The following is a 23,181-nucleotide window of genomic DNA, read 5'->3' on the forward strand; positions in this document are numbered from 1 at the left end:
TCCTATGCAGCTTCAGTTGTGTATTAGAGACTGATGTTACGGCGGTCGACAGCGTGAAGATACCTTTATATATGCGGTTCATTGTGTAATGATTTGGGTTGGGTGGAGGGATGTTTCCGCCGTCCGGCGGCAGAGTGATTTGAAAGGGGGAGGCATGATGAGATGCCTCCCCTCTTTATAATGATGGTTGCAAGTGAAATCGTGTGATTAGAGGTTGACGTTGCCGTCTGTCCATTCGCTGCCGGCATCTTTCCAGGATTCAACGGTGACTGTGAACTGGATAGGAGCATCAAGAACAGGCTCACCGACAGCCTTGACATCACCACGGGGAATGATATCTAATGTTGCTTCTTCGCCAAAGAGTGTATTATACTTATGGTTTTCAGGAACGAGAGTCTTAAATTTATCAGCCAAATCAAGGGGGTAAGATCCCGCACCGGTAGCGGCACCGCAGATGTCGAGATTATATACATATCTTTTACCCATAGCCCAGTCGGTGGCAACCGGAACGCATACAAACCCGTATTCACCGGCCTTGAATTTATTTTCGGAATTTACCGGGAACTGCTGGTGATAGTGCTTGCCGTTATATATTTCTACGTCATCGAGAGTTGTGTTATCGGGGTCTGAATCTGTGCCGGTGTGGGCTGTACCCTGATGTTCGAGTTCGACACGGCATAGAAGAAGGATATATGTACCTTCAGTGTCGGCAGTCGTCTTATTCCATGCTGTAGTAGTCTGAGGGATAATCATAAGGGTTGAGCCGAGAAGGTTCTTTACCGTGTTTTTGGTGTCTAGAAGAATAGGGGTTGTGTAGAATGAGCCATATGCCGAGAAGTCATTGGCAGCAATCGAGGCAGACCACTTCGGATCTATCGTAGCTTCCTTATTAGCGTCATCCCAATTATAGCCGGCAGAAATGTTTCCGGTGTTGTTGGTGTTTACAATCCATGCGCCCTTTATTTTCACGATTCGGTCATCGTTATCCTGTTTGTTTGCCGATTGGGCTTTGATATCAACCTGACAGAGTGCATGATTGAAATTGAGATTTACTGATGTACCGTCTGTCCTTTTCTGCTGTGTAAATGCAATCAGGAAATCAGACTGATTGTCGCCGTCGTTCCAGTAGCCGGCATTGGATGCTGCTTTAAGGTCGGCTTTGACCGGCTTGAAATTGTTGATTGATGGGGTGGTACCTTCGGTATTGAATGCGAGAGTAACACCGGTAGGCATGACAGCAGTCTTTGTGTTATCATCCTGGAGCTGAGAGAATGTGTATGCCCAGAAAAGAGCGCTGGTAGTGGCTGTGGGCCAGGATACATTGTGGTCGAGTTTCCAGATGCCGCTCCACTTGCCGTCTTTGTCGTCTTGGTTGAGCGAACTTCTTGTAGCAGTCTCTCCATCTGTTGCTGAACCAATCATATAGTTGTTGTAGATGCCGCCGTGGGGGTGGATGCCCTTGGCTACAACTTTGAAGTCACCGAGGTTTTTGACTGTGGTTTCAACAGCGCGGGAGTGGCCTACGCCTGCGGTGAATGTGATAGCCTTGCCATCGGGGTCATAGTTGATTTCCATCACTTCCTCCTTGGAGCAAGAAGTGGCCATGAGAGCGGCCATTGCTGCAAACGGGACTAATTTCAGATTCATAATGACTTGATTAGTTGGTTTTTCGATTAATATTATGTTATTGTTGTATTATTGGATTGTCAGTATATTGTGTTACATGGGAATTTCTTCTTCCTCTGCGTCTTCCCAGTCGCTTACTCCCGGCGCCATGCCGGAGCCTCCGGCCGGATTGTCGGGTAGCTTTATGCCTGCCACCTTTACGTCGATATTGTAGGGGTCGGGGGCATCGTGTATCTGGTCGGTAATATCGAAGTCGTAGTAGTATTTATATGAAGTGTACACCCTTAGCTTGTGGTAGAAGTCGGCGGGCGGCTCGTTGTAGCCAAATAGTATCACTGTGCCTGTGAGGCAGTCGGAGCCGCAGTGGGCGAGCGGGAAGGGGACCGTTACGAGCGCACCGCCGGGCTCCTGGGTCTCTGCGTGCCAGCACTCGGCGGCTCCTGTGATGATGGCGCTTGCCTCGAGTCCGGGCTGAAGGTTCTCGACTCCGGTGATGCGCACGTTGCATCGGTAGGTCACTTCGCGTGGAGTGAAGCACACATAGTAGGGCTTTGGAGCGTTGGCCACGATGGCGATTGTCTGCTCGTGGGTGTGGGCGTAGAGTGTGCTTGCCTGTGCGCGTACTGGCTGCGACTCGGTGTCGTCGGGACGCGGGGCATTGTCGGCGCGGTTGCTCAGGCCCGACAGCACGTTGTCCTCATATGTGGTGATTTCGTAGTCGGAGAGGGTGAGTCCGCGCTCGATGTTGTTGTCGGTGTTGCCGTTGTGGCATACCATACGGTATGTGCCTTCGGGCACATTGAGCGATGTGTTGAATCCGGCTCTTGACGAGCGCCCGTCGCCGATGATTTCATAGCGGTGGCCGGCGGAGCCGTCGACGGGGAAGAACCATACCACCATCGTGCTTGGCTCGGCCTCGGGAGCGAGCGACCAGTCAAACTCGATGTTTACAGGCGACTTGTGGGAGTGGTCGTAGCACAGCGGGCGCTCTTCGCAGCCGCATGTGGCAGTCATGAGGGCGACAATCAGCGCGATGCGCGCAATAAGCATCAGGGGAATGGAGCGGCGTATCATCTGCTGCCTCCTTTCCTGATATTATATATATCCTTGCCGAATACCCATACGAGCGATATGCCGGCGCGTGTTGGGCCGAGCCATGAGCGGCGCTCGGTCGAGAGCCACACGTCGTGGTCGTCGATAGGGGTGTGGCGCTTGATTTTGCCCCACATGTAGCCAAGGCCTATAGAGAAGTCGATGTTGAAGTGGCGCGCTACGGGGAGTGAGTAGGTGTAGGATATGCCGGCGGCGTAGTTGTATTTGGCCGACATCACGCCTTTGTAGTCTATTCCCCGCTGCAGGTCGAAATATGTGAGCGATGCGTAAAGGCCGATGTGATGTCCGGCAAATGGATCGTTGGGGCGAAGCGCGCCTATGCGCCATTTTACGTCGAAGTCGCCTCCATAGATGCGGTAATAATGATGACGGCTGTCGTTCCACCATGCATACATCCAGTCGGCTCCTACTGTCAGGCGGTCGGCGATAGCGAATTTGATGCCGATATTGGGTACCAACAGTGCGTCGTAGAGCATGTTGGTGTATATGGCTGTTGTCGGGAGGTTATTTATAAGGTTCTCACAATCACATGGTTGCGATTGATTTCGGGTGAATAAATTCACCCCCCCTATTATATACGTATGAATTCTAGGGCTATCCGGAGAAGTCTGATAATGCACGAAGACAGTGTCTCCCCGTACTTCAGGGACACCGGAGGCAAGCGCGCAATGCGACACAGAGGTCACGCATGCATAGAGAAAAAGAAATATTAGCCTATATATATCGACACGATGTTTCATCACAAAAACATCCATAGATTAAACTAATTTCAACACTCTTAAGTAAATTTGCGGCAAAATTATATAAACTTTGTTTATAATATGAATGTATTAACATTTTTAACACTTAAAATTGTTTAAATTCAGGCATGAACCGGGATTTTTTATTATAAGGTAGTGTATCTGCGGTATGTGAGTGTTAATGGGAATATTATTTAGCTATACGCTAAGACCCCGTTCCCCAGCGTTAACAAATATTGGTGAACGGGGTCTAAATCTCTGGAATTAAGGTAGTTTTGTTGGGAATGATGAATTATTTGTAAAAATAAGAGGCGGAAAATTTGCATATTACGTAAATAGGGTGTAACTTTGCACTCGTTAAACGAAACAACCCCGATGGTTCCATGGCCGAGTGGTTAGGCAACGGTCTGCAAAACCGTGTACAGCAGTTCGAATCTGCTTGGGACCTCAAAAAACAGGAATGAGAGTATCCGTCGACCGACGCACACTCTCATTTTTTGTTATATATACTATATATTATAATATTTGTCTTATGGGAAAGAGCGAAAAGGGTCCTGCAAAGACCAATGCAGCACGTCTTCTCGACAAGGCCGGGATAGAGTACAGTCTTGTGCCCTACGAGGTAGACGAAAGCAATCTTGCCGCCGATCATGTGGCCGAGGAGCTTGGCGAGGATATCAACTGTGTGTTCAAGACCCTTGTGCTCAACGGTGAGCGCAGCGGTCATTTCGTGTGTGTGATTCCCGGAAATATGGAAGTCGACCTCAAGGCTGCTGCCCGTGTGGCCGGAGCGAAGAAGGCCGACCTTATACCGATGAAGGAGTTACTGCCGCTCACGGGATATATACGCGGAGGGTGCTCCCCGATAGGCATGAAGAAGCCTTTCCCGACATTTTTCCACAGTACAATCAATAATTTCGACCGGGTATATGTAAGCGCCGGAGTGAGAGGGCTGCAGTTTTGCATATCTCCCGCCGACCTTATCGCCTATACCGGCGGCACAGTAGCCGACATAGCAACTTACTTAGTAAACTCATGAACACATTTGGCACACTTTATCGCGTGACGACCTTCGGGGAATCGCATGGGGCGGCAATCGGCGGAGTAATCGACGGGATGCCCGCCGGAGTAAAGCTCGACCTTGAGGCGCTACAGCATCAGCTCGACCGCCGTAGACCAGGGCAGTCGGCAATAACAACGGCACGCTCCGAGGCCGACCGTGTGGAACTGCTGAGCGGAGTGATGGACGGAGTCACTACCGGCACTCCGATAGGATTTATAGTGCGCAACTCCGACCAGCACTCGCGTGACTACGACAACATGCGCCATGTGTTCCGTCCGTCGCACGCCGACTATACCTATGCGGGCAAGTATGGTGTGCGCGACCACCGCGGAGGCGGGCGCTCGTCGGCGCGCGAGACGATAGCGCGAGTGGTAGGAGGTGCATTGGCCATGCAGGCTCTGCGCGTTCTTTATCCCGATGTATGCATCTCGGCCTACACATCGCGAGTGGGCGACATACACATGCGCGGCGATGGAATCTGGTATGCGCCATCGCTGATTGACTCCAACGATGTGCGTTGTCCCGACCGTGCCGCCGCCGATGCGATGCGTAGCCTGATACTCGATGTGAAGGGGGCCGGCGACACGATAGGCGGAGTGGTAACCGCTGTAGTGCGCGGTATACCTGCCGGCCTTGGCGAGCCCGTTGCCGGCAAGCTCCACGCCATGCTCGGCGCGGCGATGCTGAGCATCAATGCCGCCAAGGGGTTTGAGTATGGAATGGGTTTTGACGGATGTTGCCGCCGTGGCTCGGAGATGATCGATGTGATGGAGAGCCGAGGGGTAGGGGAGACTCCTAATTTCCTCAGCAACCACTCCGGCGGGATACAGGGCGGTATATCCAACGGCGAGGATATAGTGATGCGTGTGGCCTTCAAGCCGGTGGCCACGCTGCTCAGGGAGGTGGCTACTGTCGACGACAGCGGCGCCGACACTACGCTACATGCCCGCGGTCGCCACGATCCGTGTGTGTTGCCGCGCGCGGTGCCTATAGTCGAGGCTATGGCTGCGATGACTCTGCTCGATGCCGCTCTGCTCAACCGTGGAGCACGTATAAACTGAAACGGTCGGACGTAGGATTATGGCTGACAAGCGTTACCGCGACTATGCCGACTTTCTCGGCGCCCACTTCGATACGAAGATGCAGAAACTTTCGGTGAATACCGGCAGAAGCTGTCCCAACCGCGACGGCACGATAGGGCGCGGAGGGTGCACGTACTGCAACAATATGGCGTTTACGCCTGGCTATTGCCTGGCGAGTGACAGTGTGGCCGTGCAGCTTGAGAAGGGGAGGCTGTTTTTCGGGCACAAGTATCCGCAGATGCGGTATCTTGCCTACTTTCAGTCGTATACATCGACTCACGGAGGATTTGACAGTTTCAGGAGCGCCTGTCTGGAGGCTATGGGTGTGGATGGCATAGGCGGAATGGTAGTAGGCACGCGTCCCGACTGCTTTGACCGCAGGGTGGCGCGCTTCCTTGGCGGAATACGTGATGCCGGCAAGTTTGTGATGATGGAGTTTGGCGCAGAGAGCGCCCACGATGCCACATTGCGGCGCGTGAACCGCTGTCATCGTTGGGCCGATACGGTAGAGGCTGTGGAGATGGCCCGCGTGCATGGGTTGTGTACGGGGCTTCATCTTATAATGGGTTTGCCGGGTGAGACGCATGGCATGATGCTACAGACTGTCGATGCGGTAAATCTGTTGCGGCCTGATACCGTGAAGCTGCATCAGCTCCAGATTGTGGCCGATACTCCGCTTGCCCGTGCTGTGGCCGCAGGCGAGGAGAGCGTGGAGCAATGGACTGTCGAAGGGTATCTCGATTTCTGCTGCGAGGCGGTAGGCCGGTTGCATCCGTCGATTGCAATCGAACGTTTTACAAGCCAGTCGCCGGGAGAGATGCTTATAAGTCCGCGCTGGGGACTGAAAAATTATGAATTCGTGCATAGACTTGAGCGTCGTCTCGCCGAGACCGGGATACGCCAGGGGATGTTGCTGCGTAAAGCATGGTAAACTAAAATGGTGTATTTGTGCGTTATTAGTACGGAGGGAACTGTTAAGACATGTTCTTATGCGGCGAAGGCCGTGTGTCAGTTACTGACTATTTGTTTTTGAGAAAATATACGCGAAATGAGATTTACGTATTGTCCCGATTGCGGGAGCAGGCTCGGCGAGAGGGAGCTTGGCGACGAGGGTATGGTGCCCTGGTGCGATAAATGCGGCAAGCCATGGTTTGACATGTTTTCGACATGTGTGATAGCGCTTGTGGCCAATGAGCGCGATGAAGTGCTGTTGCAGCGCCAGGCGTATATCAGCACGCAGTACTGCAATCTCGTGTCGGGCTACATGGCTCCCGGCGAGACTGCCGAAGAGGCCGCGCGCCGTGAGATTAAGGAGGAGACCGGACTGGATATCGAGGCTTTGGAACTTGCCGGCACCTGGTGGTTTGCGCGCAAGGGTCTGCTTATGATAGGATTTCTGGCGCGTGCGTCGGCCGGTCAGGATCTGAAACTGTCGGTAGAGGTTGACTCGGCCGAGTGGCAGCCTGCTGAAAAGGCGCTGACGATGGTGCATCCGGCCGGCAATGGCAGTACGAGCAATGCGCTGACTACTATATTCTGCGAGCGTCTGCGTCGTGGGGTTCCTGGTGTAAGGGTAAAATGGGAGGACAGCGTATGATCAGGCTTCTTGTACGCGGGCTTCCGGCATGGACGCTCAGCATAGTGTGCTGTATGGCGATACTTTATCTGACTCTTTCGCCCGATCCTCTGAACGGCAACCACGTATCGCTTTTCGAGGGTGCCGACAAGGTGGTCCACGCTATAATGATGATGGGGATGATGCTCTGCATGGCTACCGACGCGCTTAGAAAAAAAGCGGCGCACCGATTTGATGATTCGGTGCGCGCGCCTAAGGGATTGCTTACTGTGTATATGATAATAGTGGTGCTCTTCGGAGGTGCCATCGAGCTTTTGCAGGGGGCCATGGACATGGGACGCGGCGAGGACTGGGCCGATTTTATGGCTGATGCCGCCGGCGCTGTCATAGGCTGGATTATAAGCCTGTCGGCCTGGGGCGTTACTGTTCGGTGGCTGTTTCAGGAGCAGCAGGAGTGAACGCATCGGCTATGGCCTTGCGGAGTTCGTCACCTTCGATGCCGCGTGCGGCGATAGTGCCGTCGGGAGCGATGAGCATCAGATGGGGTATACCGTATATGCCGTAGAGGTCGGTAGGTATTTTCTGTGCGTTGATAATCTGAGGCCAGGGGAGCTGCATCTGTCGGGCCGCACGTTCGGAGTCGGCGGGTTCGTCCCATACGGCTACACCAAGCACTTCAAGGCCCTTATCCTTATACTGGCTGTACAGCTCTTTGAGCAGAGGCATTGCGCGGCGGCATGGTCCGCACCAGCTTGCCCAGAAGTCGACGAGCAGCCATTTGCCTTTTCCGGCATAATCGCTTAGCTTCTGGTCGGTACCGTTGTAGCTGACGGTGAAGTCGGTAAATTTCTTTCCGGGAGCAGTAGCCTCGGCGTTGTGGAGGCTTGTGGCCAGGTCAGTAATGCTCTTAAGAGTGCGGAACTGTGGATATTTCTTCAGCAATTCTTCGAGAGCTGATGTCGAACGGCATTCAGAGGCTTTGTCAAGGAATATTATGCGGCCGAGTGGGTCGGAGAGATGGGCCTGCATGGTGCTGTCGGCAGTTGCGTTGAATCGGTCGACGGCAGCCTGCTTCAGTGAGTCGGAAGGGAGTGAGTCGAGCGAGCGTGCCACAGCGATGTAGCGCTCGGTAAAGGCTTCCATCTCTTTGTTGAGCGATGTGGAGATGCATTTTCCGTCGGGGCCGATGGTGATTTCACCAGGCTCGACGATGAATGACGGTCCTCTTTTGTCGCCTATGAGTATGCGCGCATAGTAGGGGTCGGTCACTGCGCCTGAGAACTTCAGTTCATTGCCTGTAATAAGCACGCTGTCGACTTTGTCTCCGGTCTCGCGGTTGACAAGATATGCCATCTTGTTTTTGCTTTCGGCGGGTACAGGAGTTGTAATGGTGAAGTTGGGAGTCGATGCGTGGGATGTAGAACATGCCGCAGAGAGCGCGAGGGCTATGACGGCGGCAGTGGAAATGGAGGATTTCATTATGTGATTAGCTTCAAAAAATATTAGCGGTACAATGCAGGCAACCTGGAGAGACTTGCCCAGGGTAATTACAGTCTGTCGGCTATGTGTCGGAGTGTGGTCCGTAGGACGAGAGAGGGTGTGTATGGATGTGTGGACTTAATGGAAGTCGCTGTTCAGCTTTCCGGATTTAGCAAGCTCGACCAATGTCTCGGTGGGGACTATGAAAATCTCGATACGCCGGTTGGCGGCACGATTGGACTGAGAATCGTTGGGATGGAGTGGCTCTGAGGCACCGAGGGCATACGGCACAAGCACTATATCTGTCGGGATATTGCGCGAGAGCCATGCGTCAACGGCATTTACGCGCGCTTCGCTCAGACGGTCGGTGTATGGCACTGAGCCGGTGTCGTCGGTGTGGCATGTAAGTATGAATTTGTACATGCCTCTGCTCAAGAGCGAACGGTAGGGGGAAAGAATCTCCTGTGCGGTAGAGCGGAGCACTGTATCGTTGGGGGCGAAGAGCAGGTCGGTATTAATTGTTGCCACGATTACTTCGCCCGAGCGCATAGTCTCTATACGTGCCACTTTGCGCTGTGCCAGCTTTTTGGCTACCTCATTCATGTAGCCGACAATTACCGGCTTGAGCTTATCGTTGACTGGAGGCACGACAAGGTTCTCGTCGAGCGACAGTTCAAACGGGTCGGTGGCAACGTCGTCTTTATTTTTTTTATGTTTCTTCGCTTTTTTCCCTGACTCATTGTCTGCACTGATGCTGTCGGTTGCCGGCTTTACCGTACCGGCACCTATGCGTGCGATTTTCTGGAAGATATTCTCAGCATGTAGCGTTGGTACACCTCCTGCAAGCAGCAGCGTGATAGATAATATGATTTTTGTAATGTGGAACATCAGGCGTCGACATCAAGCGATTTTTCATAAGCGAGTTCACCCTCGACGATGTAATGAACGTCGGCGGTATCGACAACGGCAAGTTTGTCTTTGGCAAGCATCTTGCTGACATAGGCCATTATCTGGGGGAGTTCGGGCTCGGCATCGGCTGAGTCGTCGGCGGGAATTTCAAGAAATCCGTTGTCCTCGTAAAAGTCCCATATCATGTCGATTATGTTAAGAATCTCATCGTCGCTGTATTTGCCGGCGATATCCTGGGGCATGTAGGCCCGGATAAATTTTATGGCGTCGTTTTCGTCAAACATGTTGTTATCAGACATTTTTTATTGGCTTTGAGGGTTTACATCTCCGCTAAGTTAATGAAAAGTGATGAAATGGAGAGCCGCAGTTACATTATTTCACAAGAATTATAGGAAATTTAGGTGTGACGTTATGATTGGGCGCGAGATTATGTGTCGGGTAAAACAGCAGCGGCGCCACATATGGTGACGCCGCTGCCGGATATTATATTCAGGCGAGATGCATTATCCGCCGAAGTTGTCGTACATGAGATTTTCGGAGGGAACGCCGAGGTCCCAAAGCATTTTCTCTACAGCTTTGCTCATGGGGCCGGGGCCGCACATGTAGTATTCGATATCCTCCGGAGCCGGATGGTTCTTGAGATATGTCTCGTAGATGACCTGGTGTACGAATCCCGGAGTATACTTCACTCCTGCAGCGTCGGCCGCAGGGTCGGGACGGTCGAGGGCGAGGTGGAACTTGAAGTTGGGGAAGTCCTTCTCGAGCTGGAGGAAGTCCTGGAGGTAGAACACCTCGTTGAGCGCGCGTGCTCCGTAGAAGTAGTTCATGACGCGGTCGGTAGTGTTGAGTGTGCGTGTCAGGTACATAATCTGAGCACGCAGAGGAGCCATACCGGCGCCGCCGCCTACCCACATCATCTCGTTCTTGGAGTCGAAGATGGGGTGGAAGTCGCCGTAGGGGCCGCTCATCACTACCTTGTCGCCCGGTTTGAGGGTGAATATGTAGCTCGATGCGATACCCGGCATCACGTCCTGGAATCCTACTTCGGGTTTTGGCTTGAAGGGAGGTGTCGCGATACGGACGGTGAGCATTATGCGGTCGCCTTCTTCGGGGTAGTTGGCCATGGAGTAGGCGCGTACTGTGGCCGAAGTGTTGCGGCATTTCAGACCGAACAGGCCGAACTTTTCCCATGCGGGGAGGTATTCCTCGCCAATGAGCGACTTGTCGATGTCTTTATCGTAGTCCATCTCATATGTAGGAATCTTAATCTGTGCGTAGGAGCCGGGGAGGAAGTTCATATGCTCGCCGGGAGGGAGAGCCACGATGAATTCCTTGATGAAGGTGGCGACATTTTTGTTGGAGATGACTTCGCATTCCCACTCTTTGACGTCGAGCACAGATGCCGGCACGCCGATTTTCATGTCGTCCTTTACCTTTACCTGACAGCCGAGGCGCCAGTTGTCTTTCATCTCTTTGCGTGAGAAGTGTACGGTCTCGGTGGGGAGTATATTGCCTCCGCCTTCGAATACCTGTACCTTGCACTGTCCGCAGCTTCCCTTTCCGCCGCATGCCGAAGAGAGGAATACATTCTGGTCGGCAAGAGTCGACAGCAGGGTCTTGCCTGACTGTGCAAACACGTCTTTATCGTTGTTGATATTGATACGCACCTGTCCGGTCTTTACCAGGAATTTCTTGGCTACGAGAAGCATCGCTACCAGGAGCAGGGTGATTATCAGGAATATTGCCACTCCGGCTATCACAGTGAGCGAACCGGTTGAGGCAAGGATGGTCAGTGATAGTGTATTCATTGATTCATCAAAGTTTAATGCCGAGGAAGCTCATGAACGCAATGCCCATAAGGCCGGTGATTATAAATGTGATACCCACACCCCTGAGAGGACGGGGGATGTTGCTGTACTCCTCCAGGCGTTCGCGTATCGCGGCAATAGCCACGATTGCGAGGAGCCATCCGAGACCCCATCCGGCACCGGCACATGTAGCTGTCCATACGTTGGGGAAGTCGCGCTGCTGCATGAACAGCGAGCCTCCGAGGATGGCGCAGTTGACGGCGATGAGCGGGAGGAATATACCGAGCGAAGCGTAGAGGGAGGGGCTGAACTTCTCGACAGCCATTTCGACGAGCTGTGTCAGCGACGCGATTACGGCTATGAACATAATCAGCGAGAGGAAGCTGAGGTCGACATCGGCGAATTCGGCTCCGAGCCAGCTGAGGGCTCCGGCACGCAATACATAGTTTTCGAGCAGATAGTTGATCGGGAGCGACACCACGAGCATGAATGTCACGGCAGCTCCGAGTCCGAGAGCAGTTTTTACCTTCTTTGATACGGCCAGAAACGAGCACATACCGAGGAAGTAGGCAAAAATCATGTTGTCGACAAAAATCGACCGTATGAAAATGTTGAAATTTTCCATTTGATACTACTTTTTAGATATGTGGTTGGTTTATTCCTGAAGGTCTTTGTTGACAGAACGGTGTACCCAGATGATACAGCCTGTGACGATAAGTGCCATCGGGGGGAGAATCATCAGTCCGTTGTTGGCGTATCCGAGTTCATACCAGCTCTGAGGTATCACCTGTATGCCCCAGAGTGTGCCACTGCCGAGAAGCTCGCGGAAGAATGCCACGATAATCAGTATTATGGCATAGCCTGCGCCATTGCCGATACCGTCGAGAAACGATGGCCATGGCTTGTTGCCCATGGCGAAGGCTTCAAGGCGTCCCATGAGGATACAGTTGGTAACTATAAGGCTTACGAATACCGACAGCTGCTTGCTGACATCGTACTGGTAGGCGATAAGGAGCTGGTTGACTATTACCACAAGACCTGCTACCACCACGAGCTGAACGATAATGCGGATATTGGTGGGAATAGTGTTGCGTATCAGAGATATGATAACGTTGGCAAATGCGAGCACGGCAATCACGGAAATACCCATGACACATGCGGGCTCGAGCTTTGCGGTGACAGCCAGACATGAGCATATACCCAGAATCTGGACAATCACGGGATTGTCTTTCGACAGCGGATTGAGCAGTGCGCTCAGATTTTTGTTTTCTGTGGCCATGACTTACCGTGTTGGGTTTTCTTTAATGTTTTCAAGAAACTTGGAGTAGGCGCCGATACAGTTGTCAATCATCGAGCCCACACCCTTTGAGGTGATTGTACCTCCGGATATTCCGTCGACATAGTCTTCTCCGTTGGCAGGAGCCTGTCCGGCCTTTACCACAGCGACAGGCAAGAACTGTCCGTTCTTGAACATGTGTTTACCTTCAAACTGGCTGGAGAAGGCGGGCTTTTCGATTTCAGCGCCGAGTCCGGGGGTCTCGCCCTGGTGGGCGAAGTATGCGCCATATACTGTCGACCCGTCAGCATCGATTGATACATAGCCCCATATCGGTCCCCACAGTCCGGCGCCGTTTACCGGGACGATGTATTTCACTTCGCCAGGAGCTACAGTACATTCATATACCGGTAGCTGGCGTTCGTCAACAGGCTTTTTGGCTTCTTCGGCAGTGTTTACGTCGAATGCATTGCCGGAAAGTTCTTCGCCGAGTGAGTTGACGATAAACGAGCGGGTGATGTATTTGTCAAAATCGGCTGTGACTGAGTCTTTCTCGGGGACTATGTGTACCGATGCGAGAATCTGCTTCATTTTATCGGCATTGATATTCTCCTGCTGGCGGGATTTTAGTCCCAGGGCGGTGAATGCGAGAGCCGCACCCACTACTACCACCATCACTATTATATAAATAATGGTGTATACGTTGCTTTGCTTGTTCATACCATTCACGCTTTAGAGTTAAGACGACGCATACGACGGCGTATATTGCCCTCTACTACGCAGTAGTCGATAAGCGGAGCGAGCGCGTTCATCAGGAGCACGGCCAACATGGCGCCTTCGGGGTAGCCGTTGTTGTATGTGCGGATAATCACCGCAATTACTCCCACAAGAAATCCGTAGATATATTTGCCTGTGTTGGTGCGTGCCGCAGTCACGGGGTCGGTTGCCATGAACACTGCTGCGAACGCAAATCCGCCGAGAGTAATCTGCTCGAGCGGAGAGAGCATCGAGGCAGGATAGAGCTCTGTCGGGAAACAGTTGGCAATCAGTCCCATCAGGAAGCCTCCGGCAAATACCGACAGGATGATTCGCCAGCTTGCGATACCGGTTGCGAGCAGTATGGCTGCTCCGATGAGTATGCACAATGTGGATGTTTCGCCGACCGATCCGGGTATGAGTCCGAGGAACATGTCCCAGTAGCTCAATGCTGCGCCGGTAACGTCGGTAATCATGATTTTGTCACCTACATTTGTGGCAACCTGTCCAAGCGGTGTTGCGCCGGTGAATCCGTCGACCACAGTGCCCTGTCCAAGTCCGCAGATGCTGCCGGTGGATACAAACACGCCATCGCCGCTCATCTTCGAGGGGTAGGCGAAGAAGAGGAATGCGCGTGTTACGAGGGCGACATTGAAGATGTTGTAACCAGTACCGCCGAATATCTCCTTTACGAAGATTACTGAGAATGCGGTAGCTACGGCCATCATCCACAGCGGAGTGTCAATAGGACATATGAGAGGAATCAGTATGCCTGATACGAGAAATCCTTCCTGGATTTCTTCTTTGCGCCATTGTGCTACGGCAAATTCGATGCCGAGTCCTACGCCATAAGACACAACCAGCTTAGGGAGCAGGGCGAGAAATCCATAGGCAAACATTTCCCAGAAGGGGAAGCTCATGTCGCCTATTGCGAGCCAGTGCTGGTAGCCTATGTTGAACATGCCGAATAGCATACATGGCATAAGCGCGAGCACCACGATAATCATCACTCGCTTCGAATCGAGACTGTCGTGGATATTGCAGCCTGAGCGCGAGGTGGTGGTGGGTGTGAACAGGAACGTCTCGAAGCCGTCGAATACCGACTCGAAGGCGTGCAGACGGCCTCCGGGCTGGAATTGGGGCTTGATACGGTCGAGATATTTTCTAAGTGCTTTCACGATTGTAATCAATTGAGTTCCTTAAACATATATTCGAGCGCGTCAGATAGTATCTTCTGTAGCTCAAGTTTCGAGGGGTCGACATATTCGCACAGGGCTATATCCTCAGGTACAATCTCGTAGATACCGAGTTGCTCCATTCGGTCGAGGTCGCGCGCGATGCAGGCCTTTATCAGATATTCCGGCATTATGTCCATCGGGAGTACCTTGTCGTACACACCCGACATTATCATTGCGCGGCGTCCGCCAAGAATGCGGGCGTCGGGGCAGAATGCTTTCTTGAGGAAATGGCCCGGGAACGAACGGCTTACGCTCATTTTCCGAGGAGATAGCGAGGCCCAGCCGAGGAAGTCGGCCACATCGTCGCCCTCAGCAATCACAGTCACCTGTGTGTATGGGTAGCGCAGGAATCCGTCGGACGCCGATACCGGCATTCCGGTGAGTACATTGCCGGATATTACGCGATGGTGGATTGTGTCGTGGTTGATCTCACCTTCCATCAGTGTAGCCATGTCGGCACCGATTTTAGTGAGTACGTATTTGGGTTCGGTCACTTCGCATCCTGTAAGTGCCACCACTATATCCGAACATAGCTTGCCGTGGCTCACGAGCATACCGATGCGCAACAGGGTGGGGAGGTCGAGTGTCCACACGATATCACCCTTGTTGACGGGCTTCACGTTGGCAATCTGTATGCCTGCGTTTCCTGCTGGGTGAGGACCGTTTACAGTCACTATTTTCGCTCCCTCGATTGCTGCGAAGGGGCTTCCCGGACGCACGCCTACATAGACGTCGCCATCGGTCAGGTGTCTTAAAAGCGACACGGCAGCATTGAGTTCGGCAATCTTGTCGGCTGCGAATGCGCTCCAGTCGGGAGCGAGCGGTGCCGAGTCGAATGTTGTGACAAAGATGTCGCGCGGATTGATGCCCGGACGTGGCACAATACCGTAGGGACGTTGACGCATCTGAGCCCATAGGCCTGAGTCGAGTAGCAGACGTTGCGCAGTAGTGCGGTCGGTCGGTGCTGACGGTAGTGCGGCGGTCTCTTCGGGATTTTTCGTGTCGGGCACGATTACGATACGCTCGAGTTTGCGGCGTTCGCCGCGCACAACAGCCTCGACGGTTCCGGCTACCGGCGAAACAATTCGGATGTCGGGGAATTGCTTGTCGTGAATCAATGGGGTGCCTGCGAGTACATGGTCGCCTTCTTTGACATCGACTTTCGGCGTGATGCCGGGATAGTCGTCGGGAATGACAGCGCATCTGGCAGGCATACGGGTCAGGGGCTGCGACACTGTGGCTGCACCACGTATGTTTATGTCGAGTCCTTTCCTTAAGTTGATAGATATTGCCATAACCATAATTATGTTGACGGAAAATTTTGTGCAAAGGTAGTTAATTTATTGCGACTTCCCTTAAAATATCGTAAATTTTTATCCATTCTTCCACACTGACACCGGTGTAGGAAATATTGTCCTTGCCGACGGCTATGTCGGGATGATAATGCGTGTGTAATTGGGGTGTATGCCGATATTTGATTAACTTTGCGGTATGATAGAGATTACAAGCAGCAATATAATGCTCGTGGTAGCCGCGATGCTGATGATGAGTGTGTTTGTTGGAAAGGCCGGCAGCCGTTTCGGTATGCCTGCCCTGTTGCTGTTTCTCGGCGTGGGGATGGTTGCCGGGGTGGATGGCTTCGGATTGCATTTCGACTCGGCGGCATCGGCTCAGTTCATAGGTATGATTGCCTTGTCGATTATACTTTTTACCGGTGGACTTGAGACTCGTTTTTCTGATATACGGCCTGTATTGCTCCCCGGCATTACACTGGCCACGGTGGGCGTGCTGCTTACGACCGGCATTACGGGAGCATTTATATATTATGTGTTTCATTGGCTTGTTCCGGAATATTCGTTCGGTTGGGCTGAGTCGATGCTTATAGCTGCGATTATGTCGTCGACAGACTCGGCCTCGGTGTTTTCTATATTTGATTCCGCAAAACTTGGGCTGAAGCAGAAGCTGCGTCCCACGCTTGAGCTTGAGAGTGGCTCCAACGACCCTATGGCCTATCTGCTTGTCATTATTCTTATCAGTATAATAGAGGGCAACGGACACCACGATACGGAGACCCAACTGCTGCTCAGTTCGTCGGCGACGCTGGTTGTGCAGCTGTTGTTTGGTGCGGCAGGTGGGCTTTGCCTGGGTTATGCCACGGTATGGATTGTCAACCGACTACGTGTGGATAATGAGTTTCTTTATCCGGTGATGGTGATATCGTGTGTGTTTTTTACGTTTACCCTTACTGAGATTGTCGGAGGGAACAGTTATCTGGCAGTGTATATCGCCGGTCTGGTGGTAGGCAACAGGCGTCTGGCGGTAAAGCGTACGATTGCTACATTCTTCGGCGGATTTACCTGGCTTGTGCAGATTATCATGTTCCTCACTCTTGGCTTGCTTGTCAATCCTCACGAGTTGCTCCATGTTGTAGTCCCTGGCATAGCTCTTGGCATTTTTATAATGCTCTTGGCACGTCCGGCCGCAGTATTCCTGTCATTGCTCCCTTTCCGGCAATATACATTCAAGGGACGTGTCTATATATCATGGGTCGGGTTGCGCGGAGCTGTGCCGATTATCTTTGCCACTTACGCCGTGGTGTCTCCTGGAGTGGAGGAGTCATCGTTCATATTTAATATAGTGTTTTTTATAACTATTCTGTCGCTTCTATTGCAGGGCACGACGGTCAATTCCATGGCCCGTTGGCTCGGGCTCAGTGAGCCTGTCAGGGAGAGGGCATTCCAGGGAATTGATATCTCTGAAGATATAGCCGCCACCACGCGGGAACTTGAGATTACATCGGATATGCTTGCCGACGGCAGCACCTTGAAGGAAATAGGTCTCCCGTCCGATGCTCTTGCCGTAATGGTTCGCCGCGACGACAGGTATATAGTGCCGAAAGGTGATACTCGTCTTTATATGGGTGATGTATTGCTTTTGGTGAGCAATGATAAATGTATATAAACAAATGAACGGAAGTATTTATTATATTTGTTTCCTAAAAATATGCTATGAAACATATATTAATGCTAAGAATGGCTCAAAAGGCTTTTTGGATTAAAAAATAGACAAATAAAATTTGCGGGATAAGAAAACTAATGATAAATTTGCATATCCTAATCCGGTTGCACCCATTCGGGAATGGTGCCGGAAGTGATATTTGAAGAGTCTATACCGGAGGAACGTTGACAGTGTAAGCTGTGTTTCTGACCATCTCGACCTTGGCTAAACCGTGAGTGTAGTACAGGCCTGTGTGTCGCCAATGTTTCAAAGTTGCCCCTCTTGATGAAGATGTTTCTGCGGCTTTAGCCGCGATTACTAACCAAAATAAATAACCAACAATAACCTATAATAGTTTAACTAATCACAAAAAACTTTCTTACAAAAAATTATGGAAGCTCAAAAGCCTAATGCAGGTGCAGCCCCTGCCAAAACTCAGAATCTCCACGACAGCGGTTCTAACGTTCGCGGTATCAAGAACGCTTTCCTCGTGATTGTTGCCTGCTTTATCGTGGCAATCTGCCTCTTTATCTTCTGGTTCGGCCATGCCAGCCACTTTGACGAAGCCGGTCATCCTCAGGACCTTTGGGGTACAGTATACAAAGGCGGTTTCATCGTGCCTATCCTTCAGACCCTCTTCCTTACCGTTATCGTTCTCTCTGTAGAGCGTTGGATCGCCCTCTCTTCTGCAAAGGGTAAAGGTTCTATCACCAAGTTCGTTGCCGGCGTTAAGGCTTGCCTCAAGAAGGGTGACATCGCAGGTGCTCAGAAACTTTGCGCCAACCAGAAGGGTTCTGTAGCCGCTGTAGTAAGCGCCGCTCTCGTACGTTACGAAGAAATGGACAAGAACACTGTTCTTACCAAGGAGCAGAAGATTGCCAACCTCCAGAAGGAAGTTGAGGAAGCTACAGCTCTCGAGATGCCTGCTCTCCAGCAGAACCTCCCCATCGTGGCTACTCTTACTACTCTCGGTACTCTCGTAGGTCTTCTCGGTACTGTAATGGGTATGATCAAGTCGTTCCAGGCTCTTGCCGCATCTGGTGCTCCTGACTCTACCGAACTTTCGACCGGTATTTCTGAGGCTCTTATCAACACCGCCTTCGGTATCGCCACCGGTGCATTCGCTGTAATCTCTTACAACTTCTACACCAACAAGATCGACAACCTCACCTACGCTATCGACGAAATCGGTTTCTCAATCGTATCCACTTTCGCCGCTACTCACTAATTCCATTGTCTTTCCTACATTATAATACAGTAAACGAAGTACAATGGGAAAAGTAAAAATTAAAAGAAAGAGCACCCTCATCGACATGACCGCGATGAGTGACGTGACTGTTCTTTTGCTTACTTTCTTCATGTTGACCTCGACCTTCCTTCAGAAGGAACCTGTTACGGTTATTACCCCGGCCTCAGTGTCGGAACTGAAGGTGCCCATCAATAATGTGACTACCGTACTGGTGTCACCCAAGGGTGAAATATTCCTTGGAGTGTTGGGCGACGCCGACTCGACCTACTCTTCAGAGAAGGTTAGAGCAGATATCCTCCAGAACGCCGTAGCCGAGTACAACAAGACCCATAGCAAAAAGGTACAGCTCACGCAGGAGCAAGTCAGCAAGTTCGCTAAAATGAACATGTTTGGCATGCCCATCGCCCAGCTCCCGGCATTCCTCGACGAGTCGCAGGTACATCAGGATGAAATCATGCAGGGCAAACGCCCCGAATGGAAAATCGGTATTCCTGTCGACGGTAATCAGGATCTCGCTAACCCCAATGAGTTCCAGATATGGATGCGCGCCATCTATAACTCGAACGATAACATGGAGAAGACCATCAAGAGCGGTGAAGGTATCGCTGTAAAGGCCGACTCGGACACTCCCTACGATATCGTCCACACCGTCCTTGACAACCTCCAGACCCTCAAGATGAACAAGTTCAGCCTCCTGACTGCATTAAAAACTGAGAACGACTAAACATCATGGCACAAATAGAACAATCCGATAAGGGCGGCAAAAAGAAAAAAGGCGCCCAAAAGAAGATGTCGATTCACGTGGACTTTACGCCCATGGTGGATATGAACATGCTTCTGATCACGTTCTTCATGCTTTGTACTACGATGATTAAGTCGCAGACTCTGAATATCTCGCTCCCCTCCAACGAAAAGGTTGAGCAGGAACAGCAGAACAAAGCAAAGGAGTCCCAGGCCGTAACGCTCATTCTCGATACCGAGCGCGACGCTGACGGAAACGTGAAAACTGACCCCGAAACCGGCAAACCCGCCCATATCATTTACTACTACTTCGGCAAGCCCGATATCGCCGATGAGAACAAGGATGGTCTTCTTGACAATTCTATCCTCAAGGCTGAGAAATTTGTAGGCAACGTAAATGGTCAGGAGCAGGGTATCCGCAAAATCCTTCACGACAAGAACAAGACTGTACTTGAGAAAATCGCTGTCCTCAAAAAGGACTGGAAGGATAAGAAAATCAACGATGACGAGTATCAGGCCCGTGCAAAGGAGATTCGTAACGACTCTCTGATTCAGGATCGCCCGGTAGTCATCATCAAGGCCGGTCCCAACGCCTCTTGGGAGAGCCTCATCGGCGCTCTCGACGAGATGCAGATCAACCAGATTTCCCGCTACCAGATCGACAACATCAATGGTGTCGACTCTGCGATGATCTTCGACTATATCGCCAAGAATCCGAAGAAATGATGACGGTCTATATGTTTAACTATTAAATCAGCAAGAACAATGGCAAAAGATGTAGATCTTTCATCAAAAGAATGGCGCGACATAGTCTTTGAAGGCAAGAACCAGCAGTTTGGCGCATATGAGATGCGTAAGAACTCTGATGCCCGCCACAATAAGGCGATGATTGTAGTTGTAATCGTAATTGCAATCGCCTTTATACTTCCTCTGTTAGTCAACACAGTGCTTCCCAAGGCCGAGGAGAAACCCGAGGACCTTACCGAACAGGCACTCGTGAATCTTGACAATACTGTGGATGAAGAGCAGGATCAGCCTGAAGAAGATCAGCAGCGTGTAGAGGTAGAAATCCCCGAAGCGCTTCCCGAAGAAATCCTCAATACTGTGAAGGTGACAGAGCTCGCCATCGTTGAGGACGAGAAGGTAAACGCTGAGGACGAAATCAAGACTCAGGATGAACTTAAGGAAACTACTACCGCTTTCGGTCAGAGCGACTTTGACAAAGGTACTGACGACCGCAATGTAGTACGTGAGCACAAAGACGAGATTATCGTCGAGGAGAAGAAGCCCGTTGAAGAGAACAAGGTGTTTACTGCCGTAGAGCAGATGCCCCAGTTCCCCGGTGGCGAGGCTGAGCTCATGAAGTACATCCAGAAGAACCTCAAGTATCCTCCCGTGGCTATGGAGAACAACATCCAGGGCCGTGTGGTAGTACAGTTCGTCGTTACCAAGACCGGTAAGATTGGCGAAGTAAAGGTGGCCCGTGGCAAGGACCCCGATCTCGACAAAGAAGCCGTGCGCGTGGTTAAGTCGCTTCCCGACTTTATCCCCGGCAAGATGAACGGCCAGTCGGTGAACGTGTGGTATACACTGCCTATCACCTTCAAGCTCCAGGGAGTATAAAAACTGTATCTTACTACAGTATATATAGAAAGACGCTGCCGAATCCGGCAGCGTCTTTCTGTATATACTGTTCTGACCGGTGTTCTCCATTTTTTTTGTAGAATGGAGTCTTATTAGCGCTTTATATCATGTGCTTATGCGTTATTATATATGTAATTTCTTATCTTTGTTGTCTGATAAAGGACTTTTATTGTTTTAAATATGGATAACGTATTGAATATCAGCATTGATAAATTGCTTTCACTCGGATATGAGTTGGAGGGACTTCTACTTTCGGCACGGAAACGTGGCGACGCCACACCTGTCGCTATGTGGAATATGATTTTGGAAAAAGCCGCTGAAATCCATTCTACAGCAGGCGACTTGTCGGATATGGCACGACAGGATACTGTCGGAATGTCGTCGGACACAGCTGATATGTCGAGCGCTGCCGGTATGTCTGAGCTGCAAGATGAAAATTCGGTCAATATCTCCGATAATCATGTGGCTGATGTCTATGAGGTAGACTGCGATATCGTATGCTCGAATCCACTTACAGTCGAGTCGGTCGATTCTGCCGACGAGATAGCTTCTGATGATGTCGCCCCCGATGCGGCAGATGGCGATGATGTTCTCTCCGAGTCAATTGCTGACAATGAAGTGGTGGCGGACGAGGCTGAATATTCTTGTCAAGAGGATGAAGCTGTTGCTGAGGAGCCTTTGCGTCTCGACGAGAAACTGGCTCGCGAAGGGTCAAGAAATCTTCGCAAGGCTTTTTCGCTTAACGACCGTTTCCGTTTCCGTCGTGAGCTATTCGGCAATTCTGACATAGAAATGAGCGATACGCTCAATCTTGTCGAGGCCATGTCGAGCTATTCCGAGGCTGTAGACTACTTTATGACCGACCTCCAGTGGGATGCCGACAATCAGGAGGTAAAGGATTTCATGGAAATTATTGAAAAGCATTTTGCCACACGATGAGCGGTAGACTCTTTATTGTGCCTACTCCCGTAGGCAATCTCGGTGATATGACTCCACGGGCAGTAGAAACGTTGCGCGGCGTGGACTTGATACTGTGTGAGGACACCCGTACAAGTGGTGTGTTGTTGAAGCATTTCGGCATATCCACCCCTACTGCGAGCCACCATAAATATAATGAGCATGATACTACGGCACGTGTTGTGGACCGTCTGTGTGGTGGAGAAAACATCGCCCTTGTGAGCGATGCCGGTACACCCGGCATATCCGACCCCGGCTTTATGCTTGTCAGGGAGGCCCGTGCGGCAGGCATCGATGTCGAAACCCTACCGGGACCTACGGCGTTGATTCCGGCTCTTGTAAATTCCGGGCTGCCATGCGACAGGTTTACTTTCGAGGGATTTCTGCCACCGAAGAAAGGGCGTCGCACACGCCTTGAAGAACTTGCGGTCGAACCACGCACATTCGTGATATATGAGTCTCCTCTCCGTCTTTGTACTACTCTGAAGGAACTTGCTGATGCTTGTGGCCCCACACGTCGAGCCGCTGTGTGCCGTGAGATATCAAAGATGCATGATTCTACACATACAGGCACACTTTGTGAACTTGTCGAATACTTTTCCGCGAACCAACCACGCGGAGAAATCGTTATAGTCATTGAAGGAATGGCAGGAAGTGCACCCAAAAGGGTTCACCGCAATAAGTACCGTGATTCCTCCGAAGCATCGTCTGACAATCTATAAGAGCTTGTTTAATAATAAATGTTGCCGCCAGGGTCGTATAGCTTGAGACGATTTTCGACATGTGACGAAGGAGTGTACTTTATGTACACGACTGAGGAACAGGGCGAAAAGCGGCCAAGATATACGAAACAACCGGTAATTTTATAATTCCTCACTCTCTTGCTGATTTTGAAATAAATGCAAAAATATATCAACGATATTAAAC

The 23,181-nt window shown here is 51.3% G+C and carries 24 protein-coding genes and 1 tRNA gene; 13 read left to right on the forward strand and 12 right to left on the reverse strand.

Annotated elements, in window-relative coordinates; translation table 11 throughout:
- Positions 1-207: 207 nt before the first annotated feature.
- The 3 genes from K2I50_RS05420 to K2I50_RS05430 form a co-directional block, all read right to left on the reverse strand.
- Positions 208-1,647: a fimbrillin family protein gene (locus K2I50_RS05420; RefSeq protein ID WP_301025194.1), complete on the reverse strand. Its 1,440-nt coding sequence runs from the start codon at positions 1,645-1,647 to the stop codon at positions 208-210.
- Between the two features lie 72 nt (positions 1,648-1,719).
- On the reverse strand, positions 1,720-2,700 hold the full coding sequence (locus tag K2I50_RS05425; protein WP_301025195.1) for a DUF5119 domain-containing protein: 981 nt from the start codon (positions 2,698-2,700) through the stop codon (positions 1,720-1,722).
- On the reverse strand, positions 2,697-3,494 hold the full coding sequence (locus K2I50_RS05430) for a DUF3575 domain-containing protein (RefSeq protein ID WP_367279089.1): 798 nt from the start codon (positions 3,492-3,494) through the stop codon (positions 2,697-2,699). The genes K2I50_RS05425 and K2I50_RS05430 overlap by 4 nt, the downstream gene beginning before the upstream one ends.
- 362 nt (positions 3,495-3,856) lie before the next feature.
- On the opposite strand from K2I50_RS05430, the gene K2I50_RS05435 reads away from it, so the two are divergent.
- The 6 genes from K2I50_RS05435 to K2I50_RS05460 all read left to right on the forward strand — a co-directional run bounded on the left by K2I50_RS05435 (position 3,857) and on the right by K2I50_RS05460 (position 7,658).
- Positions 3,857-3,927 (forward strand) — tRNA-Cys (locus K2I50_RS05435).
- Positions 3,928-4,011: 84 nt separating this feature from the next.
- On the forward strand, positions 4,012-4,518 hold the full coding sequence (gene ybaK, locus K2I50_RS05440) for a Cys-tRNA(Pro) deacylase (RefSeq protein ID WP_301025197.1): 507 nt from the start codon (positions 4,012-4,014) through the stop codon (positions 4,516-4,518).
- Entirely contained in the window at positions 4,515-5,603 is a 1,089-nt protein-coding gene (aroC, locus tag K2I50_RS05445) for a chorismate synthase (RefSeq protein ID WP_301025198.1), read from the forward strand. The genes ybaK and aroC overlap by 4 nt, the downstream gene beginning before the upstream one ends.
- 19 nt (positions 5,604-5,622) lie before the next feature.
- Entirely contained in the window at positions 5,623-6,555 is a 933-nt protein-coding gene (mnmL, locus tag K2I50_RS05450; RefSeq protein ID WP_301025199.1) for a tRNA modification radical SAM protein MnmL/YtqA, read from the forward strand.
- 117 nt (positions 6,556-6,672) lie between these two features.
- Positions 6,673-7,221, forward strand: a complete 549-nt coding sequence (locus K2I50_RS05455; protein ID WP_301025200.1) for an NAD(+) diphosphatase — start codon at positions 6,673-6,675, stop codon at positions 7,219-7,221.
- Positions 7,218-7,658: a VanZ family protein gene (locus K2I50_RS05460; protein ID WP_301025201.1), complete on the forward strand. Its 441-nt coding sequence runs from the start codon at positions 7,218-7,220 to the stop codon at positions 7,656-7,658. The genes K2I50_RS05455 and K2I50_RS05460 overlap by 4 nt, the downstream gene beginning before the upstream one ends.
- Here K2I50_RS05460 and K2I50_RS05465 read toward each other — a convergent pair.
- The 9 genes from K2I50_RS05465 to K2I50_RS05505 all read right to left on the reverse strand — a co-directional run bounded on the left by K2I50_RS05465 (position 7,621) and on the right by K2I50_RS05505 (position 15,961).
- Positions 7,621-8,679, reverse strand: coding sequence for a TlpA disulfide reductase family protein (locus K2I50_RS05465; protein WP_301025202.1), 1,059 nt, complete (start codon positions 8,677-8,679; stop codon positions 7,621-7,623). The two genes, K2I50_RS05460 and K2I50_RS05465, sit on opposite strands and share 38 nt — an antisense overlap.
- A 138-nt stretch (positions 8,680-8,817) precedes the next feature.
- Positions 8,818-9,567 carry an OmpA family protein gene (locus K2I50_RS05470; protein ID WP_301025203.1) on the reverse strand — a complete coding sequence of 250 codons (750 nt, stop codon included), beginning with the start codon at positions 9,565-9,567 and terminating at the stop codon, positions 8,818-8,820.
- Positions 9,567-9,887 carry a hypothetical protein gene (locus K2I50_RS05475; protein WP_301025204.1) on the reverse strand — a complete coding sequence of 107 codons (321 nt, stop codon included), beginning with the start codon at positions 9,885-9,887 and terminating at the stop codon, positions 9,567-9,569. Before K2I50_RS05475 ends, K2I50_RS05470 begins: the two co-directional genes overlap by 1 nt.
- A 204-nt stretch (positions 9,888-10,091) precedes the next feature.
- The gene (gene nqrF / locus K2I50_RS05480; RefSeq protein WP_526022955.1) at positions 10,092-11,381 is read right to left on the reverse strand and encodes an NADH:ubiquinone reductase (Na(+)-transporting) subunit F; all 1,290 of its coding nucleotides are present in this window, start codon (positions 11,379-11,381) and stop codon (positions 10,092-10,094) included.
- A 22-nt stretch (positions 11,382-11,403) separates the two neighbouring features.
- A complete protein-coding gene (gene nqrE / locus K2I50_RS05485) occupies positions 11,404-12,021 on the reverse strand; it encodes an NADH:ubiquinone reductase (Na(+)-transporting) subunit E (RefSeq protein WP_068961121.1) in 618 nt (205 codons plus the stop codon).
- A 30-nt stretch (positions 12,022-12,051) separates the two neighbouring features.
- Positions 12,052-12,675: an NADH:ubiquinone reductase (Na(+)-transporting) subunit D gene (locus K2I50_RS05490; protein WP_301025206.1), complete on the reverse strand. Its 624-nt coding sequence runs from the start codon at positions 12,673-12,675 to the stop codon at positions 12,052-12,054.
- Positions 12,676-12,678: 3 nt separating this feature from the next.
- Positions 12,679-13,392, reverse strand: coding sequence for an NADH:ubiquinone reductase (Na(+)-transporting) subunit C (gene nqrC / locus K2I50_RS05495; protein WP_301025207.1), 714 nt, complete (start codon positions 13,390-13,392; stop codon positions 12,679-12,681).
- A gap of 5 nt (positions 13,393-13,397) precedes the next feature.
- Positions 13,398-14,606, reverse strand: a complete 1,209-nt coding sequence (locus K2I50_RS05500; protein WP_301025208.1) for an NADH:ubiquinone reductase (Na(+)-transporting) subunit B — start codon at positions 14,604-14,606, stop codon at positions 13,398-13,400.
- A gap of 8 nt (positions 14,607-14,614) precedes the next feature.
- Positions 14,615-15,961: a Na(+)-translocating NADH-quinone reductase subunit A gene (locus K2I50_RS05505; RefSeq protein WP_301025209.1), complete on the reverse strand. Its 1,347-nt coding sequence runs from the start codon at positions 15,959-15,961 to the stop codon at positions 14,615-14,617.
- 196 nt (positions 15,962-16,157) lie between these two features.
- Between K2I50_RS05505 and K2I50_RS05510 the strand changes: the two genes are divergently transcribed.
- The 7 genes from K2I50_RS05510 to rsmI all read left to right on the forward strand — a co-directional run bounded on the left by K2I50_RS05510 (position 16,158) and on the right by rsmI (position 22,976).
- On the forward strand, positions 16,158-17,627 hold the full coding sequence (locus tag K2I50_RS05510; protein ID WP_301025210.1) for a potassium/proton antiporter: 1,470 nt from the start codon (positions 16,158-16,160) through the stop codon (positions 17,625-17,627).
- A gap of 427 nt (positions 17,628-18,054) precedes the next feature.
- Positions 18,055-18,891 carry a MotA/TolQ/ExbB proton channel family protein gene (locus tag K2I50_RS05515; protein ID WP_084274063.1) on the forward strand — a complete coding sequence of 279 codons (837 nt, stop codon included), beginning with the start codon at positions 18,055-18,057 and terminating at the stop codon, positions 18,889-18,891.
- A 43-nt stretch (positions 18,892-18,934) separates the two neighbouring features.
- A complete protein-coding gene (locus K2I50_RS05520; protein WP_301025211.1) occupies positions 18,935-19,636 on the forward strand; it encodes an ExbD/TolR family protein in 702 nt (233 codons plus the stop codon).
- A gap of 5 nt (positions 19,637-19,641) precedes the next feature.
- Positions 19,642-20,379: an ExbD/TolR family protein gene (locus K2I50_RS05525; protein ID WP_301025212.1), complete on the forward strand. Its 738-nt coding sequence runs from the start codon at positions 19,642-19,644 to the stop codon at positions 20,377-20,379.
- A 39-nt stretch (positions 20,380-20,418) separates the two neighbouring features.
- Complete coding sequence (locus K2I50_RS05530) at positions 20,419-21,276, forward strand: energy transducer TonB (RefSeq protein WP_301025213.1); 858 nt, start codon at positions 20,419-20,421, stop codon at positions 21,274-21,276.
- A 201-nt stretch (positions 21,277-21,477) separates the two neighbouring features.
- Positions 21,478-22,236: a DUF8457 domain-containing protein gene (locus K2I50_RS05535; RefSeq protein ID WP_301025214.1), complete on the forward strand. Its 759-nt coding sequence runs from the start codon at positions 21,478-21,480 to the stop codon at positions 22,234-22,236.
- Positions 22,233-22,976: a 16S rRNA (cytidine(1402)-2'-O)-methyltransferase gene (gene rsmI / locus K2I50_RS05540; RefSeq protein WP_301025215.1), complete on the forward strand. Its 744-nt coding sequence runs from the start codon at positions 22,233-22,235 to the stop codon at positions 22,974-22,976. Before K2I50_RS05535 ends, rsmI begins: the two co-directional genes overlap by 4 nt.
- Positions 22,977-23,181: the final 205 nt, after the last annotated feature.

It is taken from the genome of Muribaculum sp., from assembly GCF_029051885.1.
Classification (GTDB): domain Bacteria; phylum Bacteroidota; class Bacteroidia; order Bacteroidales; family Muribaculaceae; genus Muribaculum.